25 protein-coding genes are annotated in these 21514 nt (G+C 33.0%); 19 read left to right on the top strand and 6 right to left on the bottom strand.

Annotated elements, in window-relative coordinates; all coding sequences use genetic code 11:
- The first annotated feature begins 1 nt into the window (after position 1).
- The gene (locus QQZ16_RS12610; protein WP_419181467.1) at positions 2-1105 is read left to right on the top strand and encodes a toxic anion resistance protein; all 1104 of its coding nucleotides are present in this window, start codon (positions 2-4) and stop codon (positions 1103-1105) included.
- Between the two features lie 84 nt (positions 1106-1189).
- Here the strand turns inward: QQZ16_RS12610 and QQZ16_RS12605 are convergent, their stop codons facing one another.
- Positions 1190-1369: a hypothetical protein gene (locus QQZ16_RS12605; protein ID WP_284561376.1), complete on the bottom strand. Its 180-nt coding sequence runs from the start codon at positions 1367-1369 to the stop codon at positions 1190-1192.
- A 17-nt stretch (positions 1370-1386) separates the two neighbouring features.
- Between QQZ16_RS12605 and QQZ16_RS12600 the strand changes: the two genes are divergently transcribed.
- The 5 genes from QQZ16_RS12600 (at position 1387) to QQZ16_RS12580 (ending at position 4905) form a co-directional block, all read left to right on the top strand.
- Positions 1387-1998, top strand: a complete 612-nt coding sequence (locus QQZ16_RS12600) for a TerD family protein (RefSeq protein WP_031538143.1) — start codon at positions 1387-1389, stop codon at positions 1996-1998.
- Between the two features lie 70 nt (positions 1999-2068).
- Positions 2069-2647 (top strand): TerD family protein, encoded by a 579-nt coding sequence (locus QQZ16_RS12595; RefSeq protein WP_031538142.1) that lies wholly within the window; start codon positions 2069-2071, stop codon positions 2645-2647.
- A gap of 227 nt (positions 2648-2874) precedes the next feature.
- Complete coding sequence (locus tag QQZ16_RS12590) at positions 2875-3582, top strand: anthrax toxin lethal factor-related metalloendopeptidase (protein ID WP_235251642.1); 708 nt, start codon at positions 2875-2877, stop codon at positions 3580-3582.
- Positions 3583-3622: 40 nt separating this feature from the next.
- A complete protein-coding gene (locus QQZ16_RS12585; RefSeq protein ID WP_031538139.1) occupies positions 3623-4417 on the top strand; it encodes a thymidylate synthase in 795 nt (264 codons plus the stop codon).
- On the top strand, positions 4414-4905 hold the full coding sequence (locus QQZ16_RS12580) for a dihydrofolate reductase (protein WP_235251643.1): 492 nt from the start codon (positions 4414-4416) through the stop codon (positions 4903-4905). The genes QQZ16_RS12585 and QQZ16_RS12580 overlap by 4 nt, the downstream gene beginning before the upstream one ends.
- A 68-nt stretch (positions 4906-4973) precedes the next feature.
- Here the strand turns inward: QQZ16_RS12580 and trhA are convergent, their stop codons facing one another.
- Positions 4974-5612: a PAQR family membrane homeostasis protein TrhA gene (gene trhA, locus QQZ16_RS12575; protein ID WP_031538137.1), complete on the bottom strand. Its 639-nt coding sequence runs from the start codon at positions 5610-5612 to the stop codon at positions 4974-4976.
- Positions 5613-5812: 200 nt separating this feature from the next.
- Here trhA and ilvA point away from each other — a divergent pair, with 200 nt between their 5' ends.
- The 5 genes from ilvA to QQZ16_RS12550 all read left to right on the top strand — a co-directional run bounded on the left by ilvA (position 5813) and on the right by QQZ16_RS12550 (position 12158).
- Positions 5813-7078 (top strand): threonine ammonia-lyase IlvA, encoded by a 1266-nt coding sequence (ilvA, locus tag QQZ16_RS12570; protein ID WP_031538136.1) that lies wholly within the window; start codon positions 5813-5815, stop codon positions 7076-7078.
- A 314-nt stretch (positions 7079-7392) separates the two neighbouring features.
- Positions 7393-8235 (top strand): DegV family protein, encoded by an 843-nt coding sequence (locus QQZ16_RS12565; RefSeq protein ID WP_031538135.1) that lies wholly within the window; start codon positions 7393-7395, stop codon positions 8233-8235.
- 720 nt (positions 8236-8955) lie between these two features.
- On the top strand, positions 8956-10563 hold the full coding sequence (locus tag QQZ16_RS12560) for a sensor histidine kinase (protein WP_235251644.1): 1608 nt from the start codon (positions 8956-8958) through the stop codon (positions 10561-10563).
- Between the two features lie 193 nt (positions 10564-10756).
- Positions 10757-11572 (top strand): SGNH/GDSL hydrolase family protein, encoded by an 816-nt coding sequence (locus tag QQZ16_RS12555; protein ID WP_235251645.1) that lies wholly within the window; start codon positions 10757-10759, stop codon positions 11570-11572.
- A gap of 10 nt (positions 11573-11582) precedes the next feature.
- Positions 11583-12158, top strand: coding sequence for a YpmS family protein (locus QQZ16_RS12550; RefSeq protein WP_031536010.1), 576 nt, complete (start codon positions 11583-11585; stop codon positions 12156-12158).
- A 76-nt stretch (positions 12159-12234) separates the two neighbouring features.
- On the opposite strand, the gene QQZ16_RS12545 is transcribed toward QQZ16_RS12550, so the two are convergent.
- Positions 12235-12993 carry a DUF4397 domain-containing protein gene (locus QQZ16_RS12545; protein WP_235251646.1) on the bottom strand — a complete coding sequence of 253 codons (759 nt, stop codon included), beginning with the start codon at positions 12991-12993 and terminating at the stop codon, positions 12235-12237.
- 378 nt (positions 12994-13371) lie between these two features.
- Between QQZ16_RS12545 and rsgA the strand changes: the two genes are divergently transcribed.
- The 3 genes from rsgA to msrB all read left to right on the top strand — a co-directional run bounded on the left by rsgA (position 13372) and on the right by msrB (position 15554).
- Positions 13372-14424, top strand: coding sequence for a ribosome small subunit-dependent GTPase A (gene rsgA / locus QQZ16_RS12540; RefSeq protein WP_235251647.1), 1053 nt, complete (start codon positions 13372-13374; stop codon positions 14422-14424).
- Positions 14425-14592: 168 nt separating this feature from the next.
- Positions 14593-15126 carry a peptide-methionine (S)-S-oxide reductase MsrA gene (gene msrA, locus QQZ16_RS12535; protein ID WP_031536004.1) on the top strand — a complete coding sequence of 178 codons (534 nt, stop codon included), beginning with the start codon at positions 14593-14595 and terminating at the stop codon, positions 15124-15126.
- Positions 15126-15554, top strand: a complete 429-nt coding sequence (gene msrB, locus QQZ16_RS12530) for a peptide-methionine (R)-S-oxide reductase MsrB (RefSeq protein WP_031536002.1) — start codon at positions 15126-15128, stop codon at positions 15552-15554. Before msrA ends, msrB begins: the two co-directional genes overlap by 1 nt.
- A 268-nt stretch (positions 15555-15822) precedes the next feature.
- On the opposite strand, the gene QQZ16_RS12525 is transcribed toward msrB, so the two are convergent.
- Positions 15823-16896 carry an SGNH/GDSL hydrolase family protein gene (locus QQZ16_RS12525; protein WP_031536000.1) on the bottom strand — a complete coding sequence of 358 codons (1074 nt, stop codon included), beginning with the start codon at positions 16894-16896 and terminating at the stop codon, positions 15823-15825.
- A gap of 226 nt (positions 16897-17122) precedes the next feature.
- Here QQZ16_RS12525 and QQZ16_RS12520 point away from each other — a divergent pair, with 226 nt between their 5' ends.
- Together QQZ16_RS12520 and QQZ16_RS12515 are read left to right on the top strand one after the other, a co-directional pair.
- On the top strand, positions 17123-17362 hold the full coding sequence (locus QQZ16_RS12520; RefSeq protein WP_035416077.1) for a YozE family protein: 240 nt from the start codon (positions 17123-17125) through the stop codon (positions 17360-17362).
- 438 nt (positions 17363-17800) lie between these two features.
- Positions 17801-18511 (top strand): hypothetical protein, encoded by a 711-nt coding sequence (locus QQZ16_RS12515; protein WP_031535996.1) that lies wholly within the window; start codon positions 17801-17803, stop codon positions 18509-18511.
- Here the strand turns inward: QQZ16_RS12515 and QQZ16_RS12510 are convergent.
- Entirely contained in the window at positions 18503-18655 is a 153-nt protein-coding gene (locus tag QQZ16_RS12510; RefSeq protein ID WP_155986736.1) for a hypothetical protein, read from the bottom strand. The two genes, QQZ16_RS12515 and QQZ16_RS12510, sit on opposite strands and share 9 nt — an antisense overlap.
- Before the next feature lie 219 nt (positions 18656-18874).
- On the opposite strand from QQZ16_RS12510, the gene QQZ16_RS12505 reads away from it, so the two are divergent.
- Positions 18875-19045 carry a YozD family protein gene (locus QQZ16_RS12505; protein WP_065429127.1) on the top strand — a complete coding sequence of 57 codons (171 nt, stop codon included), beginning with the start codon at positions 18875-18877 and terminating at the stop codon, positions 19043-19045.
- Positions 19046-19164: 119 nt separating this feature from the next.
- Here the strand turns inward: QQZ16_RS12505 and QQZ16_RS12500 are convergent, their stop codons facing one another.
- Positions 19165-19290, bottom strand: coding sequence for a hypothetical protein (locus QQZ16_RS12500; protein WP_016203953.1), 126 nt, complete (start codon positions 19288-19290; stop codon positions 19165-19167).
- 243 nt (positions 19291-19533) lie between these two features.
- Between QQZ16_RS12500 and deoD the strand changes: the two genes are divergently transcribed.
- Together deoD and QQZ16_RS12490 are read left to right on the top strand one after the other, a co-directional pair.
- Complete coding sequence (gene deoD / locus QQZ16_RS12495; protein WP_235251648.1) at positions 19534-20235, top strand: purine-nucleoside phosphorylase; 702 nt, start codon at positions 19534-19536, stop codon at positions 20233-20235.
- Positions 20236-20326: 91 nt separating this feature from the next.
- Complete coding sequence (locus tag QQZ16_RS12490; RefSeq protein ID WP_031535992.1) at positions 20327-21184, top strand: M15 family metallopeptidase; 858 nt, start codon at positions 20327-20329, stop codon at positions 21182-21184.
- Positions 21185-21514 lie beyond the last annotated feature (330 nt).

Genomic DNA, 21514 nt, shown 5'->3' with positions numbered 1-21514 from the left:
GATGAATATGCAACCATCAAATGTAAATAATGCAGACAATCAAGTTGCAGAGATATTAACAGAAGAAAAAGTGTCGGAAATAAAGTTAGCGCTTAGAAATGAGCCAGAAGTACAGAAATTGGCACAGTCGATTGACGAAAAGGATCAAATTCAAATACTCGAATTCGGGAAGGAACCTGCAACGCAAATCTCAAAATTCTCTGATAAAATCCTTAATAATATGAGAACTACTAAAGTAGAAGACTCTGGCGAATTATTGAAACAGCTTGGTAGAATCATGGACAAATTTGACAAAAAGGATTTTGAAGAGTCATCAAAGGGTTTTTTTGGCAAACTGTTTAAAAAAAGTGAAAAAATAATGGAAAAGCTTTTTGGAAAATACCAGTCTATGGGACAAGAGATAGATAAAGTCTATGTAGAAATTTCAAAATATCAAAATGAAATGGTTGATTCTACAACGATGCTCGATGAAATGTACGAGCAAAATTATCAATATTATTTAACATTAGAAAAATATGCTGTAGCAGGAGGCATGAAATCGGAAGAATTAAAGACCCATGTACTTCCTCAACTTGAGGCGAAAGCAATTGCTGGTGATCAATTAGCAGGAATGCAGCTTGATACCTTGAGAAATGCAATAGAGCTCTTAGATCAGCGTGTTTACGATTTGGAAATGGCAAAAATGGTTGCCTTACAAACTGCTCCTCAAATACGCTTATTACAAAGAGGAAACACTAAATTAATTGGTAAGATCAATTCAGCATTTGTGACGACTATACCTATTTTTAAAAATGGTCTTATTCAAGCTGTTGCAGCCAAAAGACAGAAGTTAGTTGCAGACAGCATGAGTGAATTGGATAGAAGAACAAATGAAATGCTGGTGAAAAACGCTCAAAATATCTCCCAGCAAAGTGTAGATATTGCAAGGCTTGCAGGCAGCCCGAGCATTAAGATTGAGACAATTGAAGAATCATGGAATATTATTATCAAAGGAATGCAGGAAACAAAAACGATTGAAGAAGAAAATAAACGCTTAAGAGAAGAAGGAACAAAAAAATTAGAAGAATTGCAAAATAACTTCAAGCAAATGAAGCTTCAAGGGTAATTCAGACTTCATTTATGAGCCAATTTATTAAAGTATTTGACTAACAGTGTTGATTGTAGTGACTTCATTTTATTCTATAGGTAGTTAAGTTGAAAACATAGGGTTGGTTAAGTAAGTACGTCTTTCTTCCTTATGAATGCCTGTTTTCTCTGCAATCAACACATTTCTTTTAATAGCAAATTTCTTTTGTAAGTTAGCATGGATTAATATTATTTCATTTATTGAAAGCTTTAAAAAAAGTTTGATAACAAATATTACTACCATACATAGGAGTGAGAATCATGGCAATTAATTTACAAAAAGGACAAAGAGTTGATTTAACAAAGGGAAATCCAGGATTAAGTAAAATTTTAATTGGTCTTGGCTGGGATCCAGTTCAGCAAAATAAAGGCGGAGGGCTATTAGGATCTTTATTTGGTGGTGGTTCGACAGCAAGTATTGATTGTGATGCTTCTGTCATTATGGTCAATGAACAGGGGAAGGTTCAAGCAAATAATGATGTTATCTATTTTGGAAATTTAAAAAGCCGCGATGGTAGTGTCCACCATTCAGGAGATAACCTAACAGGTGACGGTGATGGGGATGATGAACAAATAAATATTGAATTAAATAAGGTGCCATCACATATTCAAAAGTTAATATTTGTTGTAAATATATATGATGCAGTGAAAAGAAGACAACATTTTGGCATGATTCAAAATGCTTTTATTCGAATCGTCAATCCTTTATCCAATCAATCGCTTATTCACTACAACTTGACAGATGATTATGCAGGTAAGACTAGTTTGATAGTCGGTGAATTATATAGACATGGACAAGATTGGAAGTTTGCGGCAATTGGTACAGGGACAAACGCAGGTAGTCTAGGTGAAGTAGTTAAATCTTATTCCTAATTTTGTCAACTAGGCACAAAAAAGCTGCTGTCTATAAATCAATCTATTATTCAGATATGGGGGAATAGAAATGAGTATTAATCTTTCTAAAGGACAACGAATTGATTTAACAAAAACAAATCCAGGGTTAACTAGAGCTATCATAGGGTTGGGATGGGATATTAACCAGTACGATGGTGGAACTGGCTTTGATTTAGATGCGTCAGCTTTTATGGCAAATGAAAACGGCAAGGTTATTAATGACGAGGATTTTATTTTTTATAATAATCTTGTCCATCCAAGCGGTGGAGTGGAGCATACTGGTGATAATCGCACGGGTGAGGGAGATGGAGATGACGAACAAATCATTATTGATTTTACGAAGATTCCTCTTCACGTTAATAAAATCGGCATTGCTGTTACTATTCATGATGCAGAATCAAGAAGACAAAACTTTGGACAAGTTTCCAATGCGTTTGTACGTGTCGTAAATGAAGATAATAATATAGAAATCCTACGCTTTGACTTAGGAGAAGATTTTTCTGTTGAGACAGCTGTTATCGTTTGTGAGCTTTACAAACATAATGGGGAATGGAAATTTAATGCTATTGGAAGTGGTTTTTCAGGAGGACTTGCCGCCCTGTGCCGTAATTATGGATTAGAAGTGTAACTAGAATTGTAAGTCTTTAAAAAGAGTCATATCCCAAAAGAATGACAGCAGAAGAATTGCAAAAATATTCTTCTATCCATTCTTTTGGATTTTTTTATGAAGATTTTAGGTAATTTTATCTAGTTTTTGAGATTCCTAACCTATGCTATAATTTTAATAGAATAGGATTCTCCTCTCTTTCTTATTTTTAGAAAAAAAACTAGAGAGGTTAGTTGTGGGGGATATGGATGAGATGGCTCAAAAGAATAGCACCATTATGTATGATAGCAGCAACGAGCATTTTGATGGGAAACTCCCAGCTTCCGAATAATGAAATATACTTAAAAAACTTATCTGAACTAACCATTATTAAGGCGAATTTATCCCTAGAAGCAAAAGAAAACTTAGGAAATATGATAATTTTGCCAGAAGAATCTTATGATCAAGAAGAAGCAGCTGCAATAATTGAAAGATTAAATCAATTGCCTTCTACTCTATTAAATAAGGTGCAATCTAGTGGAATAAAAGTAAAATTATTTACTGGAAAATTAACAGATAATAAGACAGCACAGAAATTTGCTGGAATTATTCCAAGGGGCTACACCTCTCAAAAGACGTGGGATGATGTTCCTGGTATTGGTGGCGGGAAAGTGGTTCTTGTAAAAATAGGTGCGAGTGAAAAGGGACAAGGGCACAGCTCTGTTAATTTAGAATATCATGAATTGGCTCATTCCATTGATTATAAAGTTCTAAACAATGCGAGCAAAACAGAAGCATATAGATTAGTTTGGAACGAGGAAAAAGGGAAGTTATTTCCTAATAGACAATACTTTCTTCAATATGCAGAAGAATATTTCGCAGAAACATTTGCCATGTTTTATATGGGAGGAAAGGAAAAGGAAACACTTTCGCAACTAGCTCCGAAAACATATCAGTATATCGCTACAATACAATAAGCTTGTAGGGAATCGCAATTTAATATAAAGGGTGTATAAAATGAGACAATATTTAGATCTATGTAAGCATGTTTTAACAAATGGTGTAAAAAAAGAAGATCGAACTGGAACTGGAACTATTAGTACCTTTGGATATCAAATGAGGTTTGATCTTTCAGAAGGATTTCCATTAATTACAACGAAAAAGCTGCATTTACGCTCCATAATTTATGAGTTGCTTTGGTTTTTAAATGGCGATACAAATGTGAAATATTTACAAGATCATAATGTTCGAATTTGGAATGAATGGGCAGATGAGCAAGGTAACTTAGGCCCAGTTTATGGACATCAATGGCGCTCTTGGACGACAAGAGAAGGGAACACAATTGACCAAATATCTGAATTGATTCATGCAATCAAGACAAATCCAGATTCTAGAAGATTAATTATTAGTGCATGGAACGTTGGGGACATGGAGAAAATGGCTTTGCCACCATGTCATTGTCTTTTTCAGTTTTATGTTGCAGATGGTAAATTATCTTGTCAACTGTACCAGCGTTCAGCAGATGTATTTCTTGGAGTGCCTTTTAATATTGCTTCTTACGCTCTGCTTACACATATGATCGCCCAAGTTTGTGATTTAGAGGTAGGAGAATTTATTCATTCCTTTGGAGATGTTCATATCTATACAAATCATGTTGAGCAGGTAAAACTTCAGTTAACGAGAGATCCAAAGACATTACCACAGTTGAAAATGAATAAAGATGTAAAAGATATTTTTTCCTTTAAATATGAAGATTTTGAAATCGTTAATTATGAAGCACATCCCCATATTAAAGGGGTGGTCAGTGTATGATTTCCTTAATTGTTGCAATGGATAGAAATAATGTTATTGGTGTCAATAATCAATTGCCATGGCATTTGCCAGAGGATTTAAAGTATTTCAAAAAAATAACGACAGGGCATCCAATTGTGATGGGGAGAAAAACAAGGGACTCAATCGGCAGAAATCTTCCAAATCGTGAAAATGTCGTTATTACGAGAAATCAAGGGTATATTTGTGAAGGATGTACAATATTCTATTCGATTGATGAATTTTATAAATGGAGTAAAGCCCATCAGGAGGAAGAAATATTTGTAATTGGTGGAGCTGAGCTTTTTGCAGAAACATTAAGCGAAACAGACCGATTATACATTACACGAATCGACCATGAATTTGAAGGAAATACCTTTTTTCCTGCTTTAAATTGGCATGAATGGAAACTTGTAAGTGAACAAAAAGGGATAGTAAATGACAAAAACTTGTATCCTCATGTGTTTTATGTCTATGAAAGAGCAGAATAATAAGAAAAAGGAAGGCGAATTCGCCTTCCTTTTTCTTATAGAAAGATTGTAGTAATCTTTTATATTAATTAAACATAGAGATATACACAAAAATACATTAAAGCACTGCCAGCTAAAACAAAAATATGCCAAATGGCATGAAAGTAGGGGATTTTTTGCATGACATAAAATACACTACCAACAGTATAAAGCAGGCCACCTCCAATGAGAAACAGGAAACCAGTCATTCCAATTGCATGATAAAGTGGCACGATTGCCATCACAATTAGCCAGCCCATAATAACATAGAGGATTGTTGATGTTACAATATATTTTTTGACATAGTAACATTTAAAGACAATCCCAATAATAGCTAATGCCCAAACAATCCCAAAAAGGGTCCAGCCTAAGCTACCACGAATGGCAACTAAAACAAAGGGAGTATATGTTCCTGCGATTAGAAGATAGATGGATGAATGATCCAATATCTCGAAAAAATCCTTTACTTTTTCATGGGTAATACTATGCAATAATGTGGAGCATAGATAGAGGATAATCATGGAAGCACCAAAAATGGAAAAACTTACAATTCTCCATGGGTTAGCAGTTTCAGCTGCATTTAAAATAAGCATTACTAAAGCGGGAATACTCATAAGTAATCCAATACCATGGGTTATACTGTTGGCTATCTCTTCTTTTAGCGAAAAATCTTTTATTGAAAAATTCATAAATGAAAGTCACTCCTTATTCTTTCATTGTAAGGTATTACTTCCATAAAAACAAACAAATACAGCGATGAATTTATTGGGAAAAATTCTACGCAATCAAAATATATGAAAAAAAAGAAAATTTAAAATTTTATTAGGAGAAAGCGAAAAATTCATGGTATAATGTACGAATTAAAATGGTTAGAAATGAGGGTGTGGAAATGGAACAAAATGTAATGAAAAAATGGGTGCAATTGGAGGATATTATTATTGCATACCAAGGAATTAAAGACATAGTAGCCCATACTCCCTTACAAAAAAATTATCGATTATCTGAAAAATATGATTGCAATGTTTATTTAAAAAGGGAAGATCTACAGCATGTGCGTTCCTTTAAATTAAGGGGTGCATTTTATTCGATGAAGATGCTAGAAATAGAAAAAATGAAAAATGGTGTTGTTTGTGCAAGTGCAGGAAACCATGCTCAAGGTGTAGCATATTCTTGTCGTTATTTAAATGTTCATGGGAAAATTTTCATGCCAGCTACAACGCCTAAACAAAAGGTTACGCAGGTTAAAATGTTTGGGAAGGAAAATGTGGAGATTATTTTAACTGGTGATACATTTGATGATTCCTATGTAGAAGCAGTTGCTTGTGCAGAAGCAGAAGAAAGAGCATTTATTCATCCATTTAATGATGAGAATGTCATTGCAGGGCAAGGAACGATGGCCATTGAAATGATGAATGATATTGATGTTCCAATTGATTATGTTTTTGCAAGCATTGGTGGCGGCGGTTTAATGGCAGGATTAAGTACATACATGAAAAGCGTTTCTCCATTAACTCAAATGATTGGTGTGGAGCCAGCTGGTGCACCTTCGATGAAAGAAGCCTTAATTAGAAATAAGGTAGTAACACTAAATAAGATTGATAAATTTGTTGATGGTGCAGCAGTCAAAAGTGTTGGACAAAAGAATTTTGAAATCTGTAGAGATTATGTTGATGATATTGTTTTAGTGCCTGAGGGAAAAGTTTGTACGTCTATTCTTTCTTTATATAATGAGCATGCTATCGTTGCCGAACCAGCAGGAGCTTTGCCAGTTGCTGCCCTCGATTTATATAAAGAAAAGATAAAAGGGAAAAACATTGTACTTGTAATTAGCGGTGGAAATAACGATATTGATCGTATGCAGGATATTAAAGAACGTTCTCTACTATATGAGGGATTGTTATATCACTTCATTGTAAATTTCCCCCAAAGAGCAGGTGCGCTTAGAGAATTTTTAGATGATGTGTTAGGACCCGATGATGATATTGTCCGGTTTGAATATGCCAAAAAGAATAATAAAGAGAATGGTCCAGCGCTTGTTGGCTTAGAGCTGAAGAATAGGGATGACTATAAAGGACTAATTGAAAGAATGGATAAAAAAGGTTTTCCTTACACGGAAGTGAATAGAGATTCTAATTTATTTCATTTGCTCGTCTAACATCTAAAGTAATCGGTAATGGCCATGCGTGAGAAATTTAATCATGCATGGCCATTTTTTTAACTATTTTTAACATGAAACAAGGACAAGTAGAAATAATTTTCTAAATGCGTACACATATTTTATTCTTAAAGAAACATCAAGGATATGTGATAAAATTCACAGGTTACGAAAAGTATAATTTGTGGTATAGTGAATAGTATATGCTCAAAAAATAAAATCAATAGAGTGAGCATAGGAAAATCCTAAAAAATAAATGTATAATAAAGTAAGCGTTTTAATGAAAAAATGAATGACAAATAGGGACGTGTGAAATGAAAAAAATTAAAATTGTAACAGATTCAACAGTTGATTTATCGAAGGAAATATTAGAAAAATATGAAATTGAGGTAATATCTTTATCAATTTATATTAATAATAAATCATATTTGGATAGGGTGGATATTACCCCTGCTGAATTTATTGATAAAATGATGGAATCAGATGAATTGCCTAAAACTTCACAGCCTTCTGTTGGCACTTTCATTGAAAAATATGATGAACTTGCTGATAAAGGGTATGATATTATATCCATTCATATGACAGGCGGTATGAGTGGGACGGTAGAATCAGCTAAAAGTGCGAGCCAATTAACAAAGGCGAGTGTCTTTGTAGTAGACTCTGAGTTTATTTCAAAGGGGTTATCTTTTCAAGTATTAGAAGCTGCAAAAATGGTGCAAAATGGACATAATGTAGCGGAAATATTGCAAAGATTAAATCATGTGAAAAAGCATACGAAACTTTTTGTAGTAGTCGATACATTAGAGAATTTAATGAAGGGCGGAAGAATTGGAAAAGGAAAAGCTTTTCTAGGCTCTTTACTAAATATTAAGCCAATCGCGACGCTTGAGGAAGGTGTATATACACCTATTGCAAAAGTTAGAAGTCGCTCCCAAGCAGTAAAGTATTTAGTAGGTGCATTTGTAGAAGACAGTCTTGGCAAGAAAATTAAAAGTGTAGGAATTACACATGCTGGTAGTCTTGAAGTTGCCATTAAATTGAAGGAAGCAATAGAAAAGGCCACTGGATTTAATAAAGTGGATATAGATTATACTACACCTGTTATTTCAACACATACAGGACCTGGAGCTATTGGTTTCAGCTACTATATTGAATAGCAATCTTACCAACTTGATAAGATTTTAGATGCATTTATAAAAGAGGCTGGGACATAAGTATTTCAATCAACAACAAACACGAACTATAATGTAATTTAATTACATTATAGTTCGTGTTTGTTTTTTAGAAAAAGGTTTAAAAACGAAGTGAAATGGAGCGGAGGACGCTCGACTCCTGCGGGAAATAGAGACGCTTTAGACCCCGCAGCGCAGCGAGGAGGCTTAGCTTCCTCCCCGGCGCATCGAGCGTCCGTAGCGCAATGGAACGACTTAGTTTTTACACTTAACTAGATTTAAAAACATAGATAACCATCATGAGAAAGTAGCTTTATTTAAGAGATAAATTAAAGATTGTTCGTCTTTAAAGATTAGTTATTTAGTTTTGTCCCAGCTTCTTTTATTCTGACAATAGTGGAAAAAAAGGAAATAAATCTTCTATGACAGGTGAACGTATTTGTAGAAAATGGGAGAAATGAAACTAGAGAAGTGGATTCAGGCTGCGACTCTTAGCAACAAACTTTACAAAACTTAGCCTATTAAATAAAAAAATGGAGTAATTAAAGGGAATTTAAGCGAAAATGTCGAATCAAGTTAATAATTATATTTACGTACACTTATAAGTAAAGCAGTGTATTTAATTGTGAAATTGTGTGTTAAAAGCATTAGATATAACCTTATTGACTGATACAGACCAAGGAATATAAGAAATAGGTGGCCAGTATGATAAAAAAAATATGTAATATTCCGTTTGTGAATAAAAAACAAGTAGTATCTTTTTTTCTGCCTTTTTTCCTTTTAATTCTTTTTATGACATTCATTTTTTATTTTCATTATCAAGATTTAAAAATACATGTTGAAAATGATGGAGAAGAAGTTTTAACTTCATTAAGTAAAAATGTTTCTTTTCAAATGAAATTATGGAAAAGTAATACTTCTAATCAAATTTTACAAAACGTGATCCATTCAACTGATTTTAACAATAAACTTTCAGAGATGCCGGAGAATATATATATATCAATAATAGAAGAAAATGAAGAACAGGCTCCTATAGCAGTTATTTCTCCCCAAGATTTAAAATTGGAAATCAATTATGTTAATACTTTAGCAGATAAAGCAATGGACGTTTACAATAAATCAATTGCATCGCATGATATGCAGCATAGTAGCATATACAGATTAAAGGAAGAGTATTATATGAGTTCCTTTACACCTATTAATGATGAAAATGGACAATTAGTCGGAATTATAGGGATGGACACGAAGATCAATGATCAATTCATTTTTTTTAAGAAGATAATCATTCAAACTGGTTTGTTTATTTTAATAAGTTATTTAATGATTTTTCTATACTTAAGAAGGTGGTTAAATAAAGTTCTTCGTCCTATAAATCAAATGATGATAAGTTTAAATGAATTAAGTTTCGGGAACTTCGAAGTAAAAATGGAATTAAGTGGAAATAAAGAATTGCAAAGCTTAATGCGAAATTTTAATGAAGTCGTTGATAATCTTGCCTCTCTTTTTTACAGATTGATAAATACGGCAAAGGAGCTTGGTACAATATCTAAGGATTTTCAATTAACAACAATGGAAGAAGCACTTAAGCAAATGGATAATATTGTCGAATCGATGAAGATGAATCGTGAGCTGCAAAAGGCAGAGAAAATGAATGCCGTTGGCCAGCTTGCGGCATCTGTTGCCCATGAGATCAGAAATCCAATGACGGTTGTCAAAGGTTTTTTACAAATATTTCATGCGAAAGAACATATGAGTGAAGAAGAAAGAACCTATATTAAATTGATGATTGAAGAAATGAATAGGGCCGAAACAATAATTAATGATTATTTATCACTAGCAAAGCCTGACGTTGAACAATCAAAGAAGATTGACGGAGCAGATTTAGCAAATAAAGTCATCGATTTAATGCATTCTTATGCAATGCTAAGTAAGGGAATTCACTTTAAGAAGAATATACAGCAAGTATACATAGAAGCTAATAATAATGAATTGAAGCAGGTATTAATAAATATTTTAAAAAATGCAATCGAAGCGATGAAAAATGGAGGGACTATAACCATTAATCTATATTCAACAATGAATGATGGCGTGTTTGAAATAGAGGACACTGGAATTGGAATGACAGATGAGGAGGTAAATCGGTTAGGAACAGCTTTTTATTCATTAAAAGAAAAAGGAACGGGAATGGGATTAATGGTCTGTTATCAAATGGTAGAACAAATGAAGGGCCGGATTGAAGTACAAAGTGAGAAGGGAAGAGGGACAATATTTAAGATTTATATTCCACTTTCTAAAAAGGATAGTCATAGTTGAGTTTAGACATGCAGCAATTCTACTTTAAATAAAAACGCTAAAATAAGAAGTGAAAAAGAGAGAAAGCGTTTCACTTTTTTTAAAATCGAATAATATGAATATAGGTAGGCTATTGGTAAAAAAATAAGTGCATAAAATAATTTCGAAACCTTATCAGTATGCTATACTATAAAAAATGAAGGTAGGTGAAAGAATGAAAAAACCATTTACCTTCCTTGTTTTATTATTCTCTCTTTTGATGCTTGTTTCCTGCTCTAATCAGACGCTCTATATTAAGGAAAAAGATGTTGTAGTGACCGAAAAAAAGGACATTCCGGTAAGTTTTTTACCACAGGAAATGTCCATAGTATCTGTTGGAGATTCCCTTACACAAGGTGTTGGTGACAGCACTGGAAAAGGAGGGTATGTTCCTTATCTGCAAGATTTACTTGAAGAAACAAAGGGAGTAAATAAAGCAGATTTTGTTAATTATGGAGTACGAGGCAACAGGTCAGATCAATTATTAAAAAGAATTAAAACAGAGGAAGTAAGCAAAGCAATCCAAAAAGCAGATGGAGTCATAATAACTATTGGTGGAAATGACATTATGAAAGTAGTAAGAAATAATTTCACCAATTTACAAGTGGAATCCTTTAATGAACAATTGAATGAATATGAAAATAACCTATACGAAATACTGTCAAATGTACGGACTAGCAATTCTAATGCAGTAATTATATTGGTAGGAGTATACAATCCTTTTATTAAGATGTTTTCAGATATAAAAGAAATGAATAAAATTGTTACAGATTGGAATAACACGAGCGAAAAAGTATTAGCAGAATATGATCATACTTATTTTGTAAGTATTGAAAGTATTTTTGAAAATCCGACATCAGATTTATTGTATGAAGATTATTTTCATCCTAATGACCAGGGATATAAGCTCATAGCAGAGGCTATCTATAATAAAATGTTAACAGCTCCGTTAGCGGATATACTAGAGAATTTGCAAACAGAAGAGAATTGAGGAGAAAAGGTTGTTTAACAATAAATGGAAAGTAGCTTTTTTAACATTATTAGGTGTTCTATTACTTAGTATTATTATTTTAGCGATTATGATATTTAGACCTGTTGAGAAGTCAACAATCGTGAAGAAAGAACAGCGAGAAGAAGTTCCTTTTGCGGTAACGACAAATCGTGAGGATTTAACCAAGTTAATAAATCACTATTTAGAACAAGAAGGATTAAATGGCCCCATTCATTATGAAATAAATATAGCAGATCAAGTAGAGTTATATGGAACATTACCAATTTTTAATACTGATATTCAAATGAAATTAACATTTGAACCAATAGCATTGGAAAACGGTGATTTATTATTAAAACAAAAAGAAATTAGCATTGGTCAGCTGCCATTGCCAGTTTCATACATCATGAATTTTATCGCTAACCAATACAATTTCCCAGAATGGGTTGATATTCAACCGAGTGATGAAGAAATATATGTTCATTTAACCGATATGGACTTAAAAAATGGGATGCAAGTTGAAATGAGTACGTTTGATTTAGAACAAAATAATATTCAATTTAACTTATTGCTGCCAACGGAATAGAAACTTAAAAAAGGCTAATCCTTTAAACGCTCATTGGAAATTTGTTTGTATGAGCTTTAAGGATAGCCTTTTTTTGTTAACAGGAAAAGAGAAGCAATTCACTACTTTTGTCTTCCACTCCATTAACAATAAAGGCCGTATATGCTTTATCAGCTTCCAGCCTTATCGCAGGAAATGCTTGGATTACTTCCTTTGTTTGTGATTTTCTTGCTTCTAAAAAGACGGTCATTGGATACAATCCTAAGTAAGAAGTTGCCCCTTTATAATGGATGGAGGGAAAGACGACATCCCCTTTTTGAACGGCAATATCAATTGGTGGTAAGTTGTCTGCAAGTTGAACAAATCGTAATTTTGTTTCATTAGGAGGTACTACTGGATATTCAGGATAATCATGTAGTTTAAGCTTATTATCTACTCCACCAATTGCAAAAGTATGATAAACATTACTCTCTACATTTATTTTCTGACTACATAATGTATCAATCATCTTTCCAGTTTCATAAATATCTATTTGGTATTTTCCTGCAGGTATGGTTAAATCATTGCTCATTGTTTTAAAGGAGACGTCTTTAAACATACGCATCCCATTTAGGTAAATATCGACATTTTCGGTAGCCAGGGAACCATGTAATATTCTTATTTTTCCATATTCCTTTTGACGTTGGATATCTGGCACTATTGCAGATTTACTTTCATGATTAAAAGCACTTTTCAAGCTTTGAAGATGTTTATGATAGTAATAAACATGTAATTCTGGATTAGTATATTTATAATAATCACTTAATACATTATACATACCAGCTTCTTGTATTGAGTGATTTTGATCTTGGGTCATTCTACTCACTCCTCGGAATAATAATTTCAGTGTATATGAAATACCATATTTAAGAATCTTTCTGAGAATAGAATATGCCAAAGATTAGGGAAAGTGCCTAAGGAATAAGGAGAAAATAGCTTTACAATTAGTTAGAAAATTTATATAATAAAGATATTGATGAAAGGAGGCTGATGTATTATGAGCAAAATTATTTTATTCCACGTAAATAGCTTATATAGCATACAGCCCAGACGGTTACAACCATAAGTTCGTATTAAAGTTCCTATTTTTTTAATAATAGGACTAATCGATTTATTATGGTGGATTTTTAAATGTTTGTTAAAACCATGGGCTGTATCATGGTTTTTTATTATGTAAACATTTGGAGGTCTATTGATGGAGTTAATAAAAATTGGGTATAACAATAAGATAAAAGAACAATTTGAAAAGGCAGCAAAGACAAATCAAATAATCGGCAGAATTTCGCTAGAGCATAAAAGGATGTATCGAGTATGGGCCGTTTTTGGAGAGCTATTATGTGAAGTATCTGGTAAATTAGCTTTTGATGCTCAATCAAGGGAAGAATATCCTGCTGTAGGAGATTGGGTAATCGTTTCTCCAAGAAAAGAAGAAAGAAAAGGAACAATTACTGCTATTTTGCCGAGAAAAAGCAAATTTTCTAGAAAAGTTGCTGGTAATAATACGGAAGAGCAAATAGTTGCAGCAAATGTTGATACAATCTTTTTGGTCCTTTCGTTAAATGAAGATTTGAATGTAAGAAGATTAGAAAGATATTTAACTTTAACATGGGAGAGTGGAGCAAATCCTGTTATTGTTTTAACCAAAGCCGATCTAGCTGTTGATATAAAAGAAAAAATAATGCTAGTAGAAGGTGTTAGTTATGGTGTCCCTATTGTTACAATAAGTGTTGTAAATAATTTGGGATTAGATGAACTGCAAACATATCTTCTTCCAGGAAAAACGATCGCCTTACTAGGTTCTTCAGGTGTTGGTAAATCGACTTTAACTAATTATTTGATTGGGTTTGAAAAGCAGGAAGTACAGGAAATTAGAGGTTCGGATGCAAAGGGAAGGCATACTACAACTAATCGTGAGATGGTATTATTACCTAACCATGCGATCTTAATTGATACACCAGGAATGAGGGAACTTCAATTATGGAATAGTGAAGATGGCATTTCTAACAGCTTTTCGGAAATAGAACCGCTTTCATCTAGTTGTAAATTTAGAGATTGCCAGCATGAAAAAGAGATTGGCTGTGCAGTAAAATTAGCGATTGAAAAGGGAGAATTGAAGGAAGAAAGACTGCAAAGCTATAAAAAATTATTGCGAGAATTAGCTTTTTTAGAAAGACGACAGGATAAGAAAGCACAGTCTGAAGAAAAGAAAAAATGGAAGAACATGACAAAGCAATCCAAAAAAAGATAATTTTCCACCATTAAAAGGTAAAGTCCTAGCATAATTAGTGCAAGGACTTTACTTTCCACTAAAGCCATTATTTTTGCATATTTCTCTCTTAAACATTAAGCTAATAGTGTGAAATGATCAAGATAAGGGAATATAAAGAGAAGAATGTTTTTTAAAGGGGCTGTTTTAATGGAAAAGAAAACGGAATTAGCAACATTTGCGGGGGGTTGTTTCTGGTGTATGGTTAAGCCATTTGATCAAGAGCCTGGAATTATAAAGGTTGTTTCTGGTTATACAGGAGGCCATAAAGAGAACCCAACTTATAAAGAAGTATGTTCAGAGACTACTGGACATTATGAGGCTGTCCAAATTACATATGATCCGAGTGTATATTCGTATGAAAAACTGCTTCGTATATACTGGCAGCAAATTGACCCAACAGACGCCGGTGGACAGTTCTTTGACCGTGGTCTTTCTTATCAAACGGCGATATTCTATCATACGGAAGAACAAAAGCAATTAGCGGAAGAATCAAAGCAGCAATTAGAGGCAAGTGGAAAGTTCAATAAGCCGATTGCTACAAAAATACTGCCTGCTTCTACCTTCTATCCTGCAGAGGATTATCATCAAGCATATTATAAAAAGAATCCTGAACATTACAATCGTTACCATATCGGTTCAGGACGTGCAGCCTATATTCAAGAGAATTGGAGAGATAAGTAATGGAAAAAGACAAATTAAAGGAAAAATTATCCCCTATACAATATGAAGTTACCCAAAATAATGGAACAGAGCCGCCGTTTCATAATGAATATTGGAATGAATTTTCAGAAGGTATTTATGTAGATGTTATTTCTGGCAAGCCTTTGTTTAGTTCTCTCGATAAATACGATGCTGGTTGTGGCTGGCCAAGTTTTACAAAGCCAATTGATGAAGAAGAATTAATGGAGAAAAAAGATATTAGTCATGGGATGATTCGGACAGAAGTAAGAAGTAAAGAAGCTGATTCTCATTTAGGTCATGTATTTAATGATGGACCGAATCCAACAGGTTTGCGATATTGTATGAATTCAGCTGCAATGAAGTTTATTCCAAAAGAAGAATTAGAAGAAAAAGGATACGGAAAGTATTTGCGATTATTTGAAAAATAGGAAGACACAGGGATAAAAGTATTCCAACCAAATATAAACCCGAACAATTATACGGAGATGTTAATTGAAATTTCGTATAATTGTTCGGGTTATTTTATTTTTGAGGTGGTCTGTGTTTGTGAACCGGCTGATGCTTAAGATCGTGCGCTACAGAAAGCAAAAGTCTATAGCTAATGGAACGCATTTTTCTCTACTTGACTTTTTAAACCATAATAAAATATTTGATATCAGCTGTTGTCCAAACCTCATTTTTTTCCTTTAAATAAAGCTAATTCGTAATGATGGAAGAAATTTGGATAAGTTGTTGATCTGTAATATTATATCTAGATTTGTCAGCAGAAATTTGAAATTTAACAGTATGATCTTTATTGGTTAATCCACTTGTTACATATAAAGACCTTTCTTTCTTAAATGGCCACCATGTTGAAATAGTGGTTTCATAGTTATCATCAATAAATACATCCATCTTTCCACCTTTTTCACTTCTAATCACGTTTACACCTAAAAATGATCCAGAGAATTGATATTCTATAGTGGAACCAATTTGATTTGAGGTATAATAACCTTTTTTATTTTGAAAAGATGGATCAATAGAGCGATAAGAATAATTCGTATTCATTTCTAAACTACTTACCTCATTCACAGGGATGGAAGAAGTAAGCACTTTTTTATCTTTGCGTATTGCTGTATCGATTGTTTGGATTATTTCTTGAGCATATAAATAGTAGCCATAATCATTTGGATGTACAAGGTCATTTGTTAATCGTTCAGTAGATAGCCGAGAATTTCGAAATGGAATTCTCATATCGATGTTTGTAGCATAATAGTCTTTTGAAAGCTGTTTAATAACATCAATAAATTCCTCGTTATCCAAACTACTTTCGGTAATGGTAATTAACTCAGCATGGGGAAATCGGATGACAATTTCATCTAATAAGGATTGATATAAGAAATAAAATTGCTTGTTATCCATATATTTACGATCATTTTCTCCAAAAACAATGAAGACTAGATCTATATCTTTAGACAAGTTATTCTTCAATTTATAAAGTCCTTCAAATGCTGTAGCACCGCTTTGAACAACTAAATGCCTAGAAAAGGCGCCACCGTATTTTTTCGTTAAACCTCTTTCTACTAGTTGAAACCATTTATGTTGATTATTGCTAGCACCTGAGCTACGTCCTATACTATCGCCGACAATTAAGTAGTTCACCTTTTTACCATCGGCTATTTTTTCATAGACATTTCTTTCCGGTTTTTTCGAATGAATTAATAAATACAGCATGCCAAGAATGGCGATAAAAATAAGAGAGTAAATAAAATATTTAATTCCTTTCTTCATCTTTCTTTTTTATTTTCCCTCCTTATATAATAGAGATCCTTTTTTATTCTGTTCATTAAATTACCCTACTAAAGGATAAGCTAAGCATTTCTACTGACAAAAGAATGACTTTTTATAAAATAGACAAACAAATAGATTTTCTTTGGAAATTGGCCGTATCGCTTGCACCATTATTTCCATTTATGTATAGTATACGTTATATCTATTGATCGAGGAAGGTGAGATCTTGACTAAATCCTTTTATCATTTTCTAATGAAGTTTCGGCACCCTGAACCAAATGATCAAATTAGCGAATTTGCAAATGACGCTTATCTTGATCATGATTTTCCTAAAAATAGCTTTGATTATGACGAAATTAGTGATTATTTAGAATTAAATGGGCACTATCTTCCAAGTATGCGCGTTTTTGATGAGGCTTGGGAGCAATACTTATTTCAAGAAGAAAAGAAAAATTACAGCTATTGAAAACATCCGGCAAGAATTTGTTTGGGTGTTTTTTGTTGGGTTTTTTTCAAAGTAACTGCCTTTTTCTAAGAATTATATATCCTAAATGAAAAAAGGAAGAGCTACTGCATGTACTTAAACGTAAGAATGTATTCTTCCTATTGACATACAGACATATAATGAATAAAAAGTTTTAAAGTAAAAGGAACTACTGGATTTTAGGATACATGAATTTTTATGAGCGAATAGCAGATAAGTGCATATGATAATAGAAACAAAAGCGAAAGTGAAAGTGTAGACGAACAAAAAAGGATGAAAATTAAATGGTGACTGAAGATAGGATTATATTCCTTTAATATCCCCCATCTTCATTTGATTACATGTTCTACTCAAGAGTGTGGGGGAAAACCGCATAAGTAGGCAATGCCACACAATCTTGTTTAGAGAGGATCAGTAATTATGACGAATCGAAAAAAACCTAAATTCAAAATTGGTGATACAGTTGTAATCACGATATATGGTACAGTAGGTAAAATTACCGATGTGAAATATTTAGATCAAATGCATGTATATGAAGTAAATAAAAGTGAAGGATTATATTTAGAATCCAGTCTACAGATGCTGTCTGAATATGAAGGAGAAATAATGGATTCAGAGAAAATCGATATAGAGTATCGCTTCTTTATTGGTGATTTAGTGAAAGTAAAAGGATATGGTTCAAACCTTTTTAAAATTATGGGATTTCGGACAGAGATTTGGAGATATAAGTCAGATGCTTGGGAAGACGTCATTTACGAGCTTTCTAGAGTTAGTGATGGTGAATGGTTAGAGGCAGGAGAAGATGAATTAACGTTAGTGGCAGATGCAGATAGTGCTGATTCATTTATACAAAAATTAGGGCTTTTATATATAATGGATAAAAAACAAAAGTCCATCGATCTTAAAAAATCAAGTAGCTCCTTCCATCAGACAGAAAAAGAATTGTTAGAAAGAACAAAGGAGAAGAAAGAGCTTATTGATGGTTTGTTAGATATATATAATGATTACAGAATTCTTTATTCGTTATTTAAAGACGCTGAGTATGAACAAGTAATGAAGTTAACTCTTCGTAAATTGAAGCTATTAAGCAACAGATCGGATAAGGACAATGGAACCAAAAATTTAGAATAATAGGTAGATAAACATCGGTACACTGCTAAGTAGAAGTAGGGTAAAGAGCTTTTTTAAAAGGGAATGAAAAATAGTAAGGATCTCACTGTTTTCATTATTCAAATCTACTTTTATATCTTCGACTATATATTGGATTTTATTCATAATAGGATGCCTCCCTTTTTTTACTAAAACTATATGTATAAGCTCTAATAAACATGTCTATTTTTTAAACTTATCTGGAGGATATTTTTTAATTGCGTTCATTATTTGGCATTGTAGATATTTCTTCTTGAAATAAAGTCAGTTTTATCAGATAATTTTATTATGAAAGCATTTTTTTTTTAGATGTCACATATATTCTTTAAAAAGGGGGCGATAGGCTTGAAAGAAATCGACGTGATTATAGATACTGAGGAAATAGCAGAGTTTTTCTTTCGTGAGCTATTAAAAAGGGGATTCGTTCCTACTGAAGGTGAAATGGAAGAATTGGCTGACATTACATTTGAATATTTATTGGAAAAATGCATAATTGATGAGGAACTTGATGAATAAAAAAATAAGAATGGTGAGGTTAAATCCTTGCCCTTTTTTTATGTAAGTAAATGAATTTTTGAAGCGCTGACTTTCTTCTCCCTATTTAATGGAGAAGAAAGTCAGCGCTTTTTTAAAAACTATCTTTTCCGACCTGTTGCAGAATATTCTTTTCCATGTGCTTCGTGCTCAGCAATAATCGCTTCTTTTGGTATATGATTATTTTTCTTTGGAGAATTTATACGATTTCGATGCTTTTTTCCCATTATAATCCTCCTCTTAAGCATTTATCATTATCATTTACTTGCTTTCAAACAGTTAGATAATCTGTTTTCCTTCCTAGTAGAGGAAAACTAATTTTAGTATAACCTTTTAAAAAACAGTTATGCTAAAATTAAATATGTTTTACAGCATATTAGAATATGATATAGTACAAATAGTGAAGTTTTCATAAGTATGATATATTTGAGTAGGAATATTGAAAAGAGTATCAATTGGAGGAAATACTAATGAGTGTACATATTGGTGCAAAAGAACATGAAATTGCAGAAACAGTTTTACTACCAGGAGATCCATTAAGAGCAAAATACATTGCTGAAAATTTCCTGGAGGACGCTAAATGCTATAATGAAGTCCGTAATATGTTTGGATACACTGGAACATATAAAGGGAAAAGAATTAGTGTACAAGGGACAGGAATGGGTGTTCCATCTATTTCTATTTATATTAATGAGTTAATTAGTAGCTATAATGTACAAAATTTAATTCGTGTTGGTACATGTGGAGCCATTCAAAAGGATGTAAAAGTAAGAGATGTCATTCTTGCGATGAGTGCTTCAACTGACTCTCAAATGAATCGTTTAACATTTGGTGGTGTAGATTATGCGCCAACAGCTGACTTTGATTTACTAAAAAAAGCATATGACAGTGGACTTGAAAAAGGACTATCTTTAAAAGTAGGAAATGTATTTACTGCAGATATGTTTTATAATGATAATTCTGAGTTAGAGAAATGGGCTAAGTATCAAATTCTTGCTATCGAGATGGAATCAGCTGCACTTTATACTATCGCTGCTAAATTTAATCGTAAAGCTCTATCTGTTTTAACAGTAAGCGATCATATATTAACTGGAGAAGAAACAACGGCACAGGAAAGACAATCAACATTCAATGAAATGATCGAAGTGGCTTTAGAAGCTGCAATTAAATAAAAATAGTATAGATTATATAAAGGTATGCTTTGGCATACCTTTATATAATCATTTTAATGAGAAAATATAAAAGGTTTGTAAGGTGACATAAATGAAAAGATCAGTAACCATCCCTGCACTAGCAATAGCAACGCTTATGCTAACGGGATGTGAAAAAGTTGATTTTTCATCCCTCAAAGATAAAATTTCTTTTTGGGACGAAAAAGCGGATGAGCAAGATAGCGGAAACCAGGTTAACGAAGAGGAGCAAGAGAAGGAAGAGCAACAAACTCCTCCTGAAGAGGTCGAAGAAGAAGAATATCCATGGACATTAGAATCGATCTTTTTTAACGAAATTAAAGTTGTAGATGGAAGAAATATTATTCAAAATCCAATGAATATTGTATCACTTGTCAATAAAGAATTTGGATTGCCAGATGGATATATACCAGAAGATTTAGTCCGACCAAATGTGGAATTTTCGTTTGGTAATCAGGATATTGAAAAAAGTTATATGCGAGAAGAAGCTGCTAAAGCCTTGGAAGACATGTTTAATGGGGCAAAGAAGAGTGGCATAACCCTTTACGCAGTTTCAGGTTACCGTTCTTATGATCGTCAAACAGTCTTATTTGGTGCAGAAGTGGACCGAGTAGGAGAAGAAAAGGCGGTACAAGCAGTTGCTTATCCTGGTAATAGTGAGCACCAAACAGGACTAGCTATGGATATTTCAAGCAAAAGTGCAGACTTTTTATTAACAGAAGAATTCGGAGAAACGAAAGAAGGAAAATGGTTAAAGGAAAATGCTCATCTATATGGATTTATACTGCGTTATCCTGAGGGAAAGGAAAGTATAACGCAGTATAAATACGAACCATGGCATTTCCGATATGTGGGGAAAAAATCTGCAAAAGATATATATGAAAATGACTGGACATTAGAAGAATACTTCAAAGTTGTTCGAAAAATCTAATGAAGAATACAGGAAAGGAGTGGGATCCTACATTATTCCTTTTCTGTAGTTCTATAGGAGAAGCTTTCTCATATTTGATTACACTAGTGTTGCGTAAATAGTGTCATAATTTTCAGTTTAATTGTTTACTCTACTTAGAGCCAAAAAAGTAAATACCTTTCTAAAGGCGGCTCCTGTCCATTTGGAAATTTATTTACAATTATACCTGTGCAACGACAACAATTTGTTGATTAAGGAATGGCTTTTCCTTCAATTTTGCGAAGCCAGACATGTGCTGGTTTCCACAATGCTGCCCTTAAATAACGGCTAATTTGCAAGGTTTTCCGCTTA

Source organism: Bacillus sp. T2.9-1 (assembly GCF_950097965.1).
Taxonomy (GTDB): domain Bacteria; phylum Bacillota; class Bacilli; order Bacillales; family Cytobacillaceae; genus Niallia; species Niallia hominis.
Note: the sequence above shows the minus strand (reverse complement) of the source record. Positions and strands in the feature narration are given on the sequence as shown.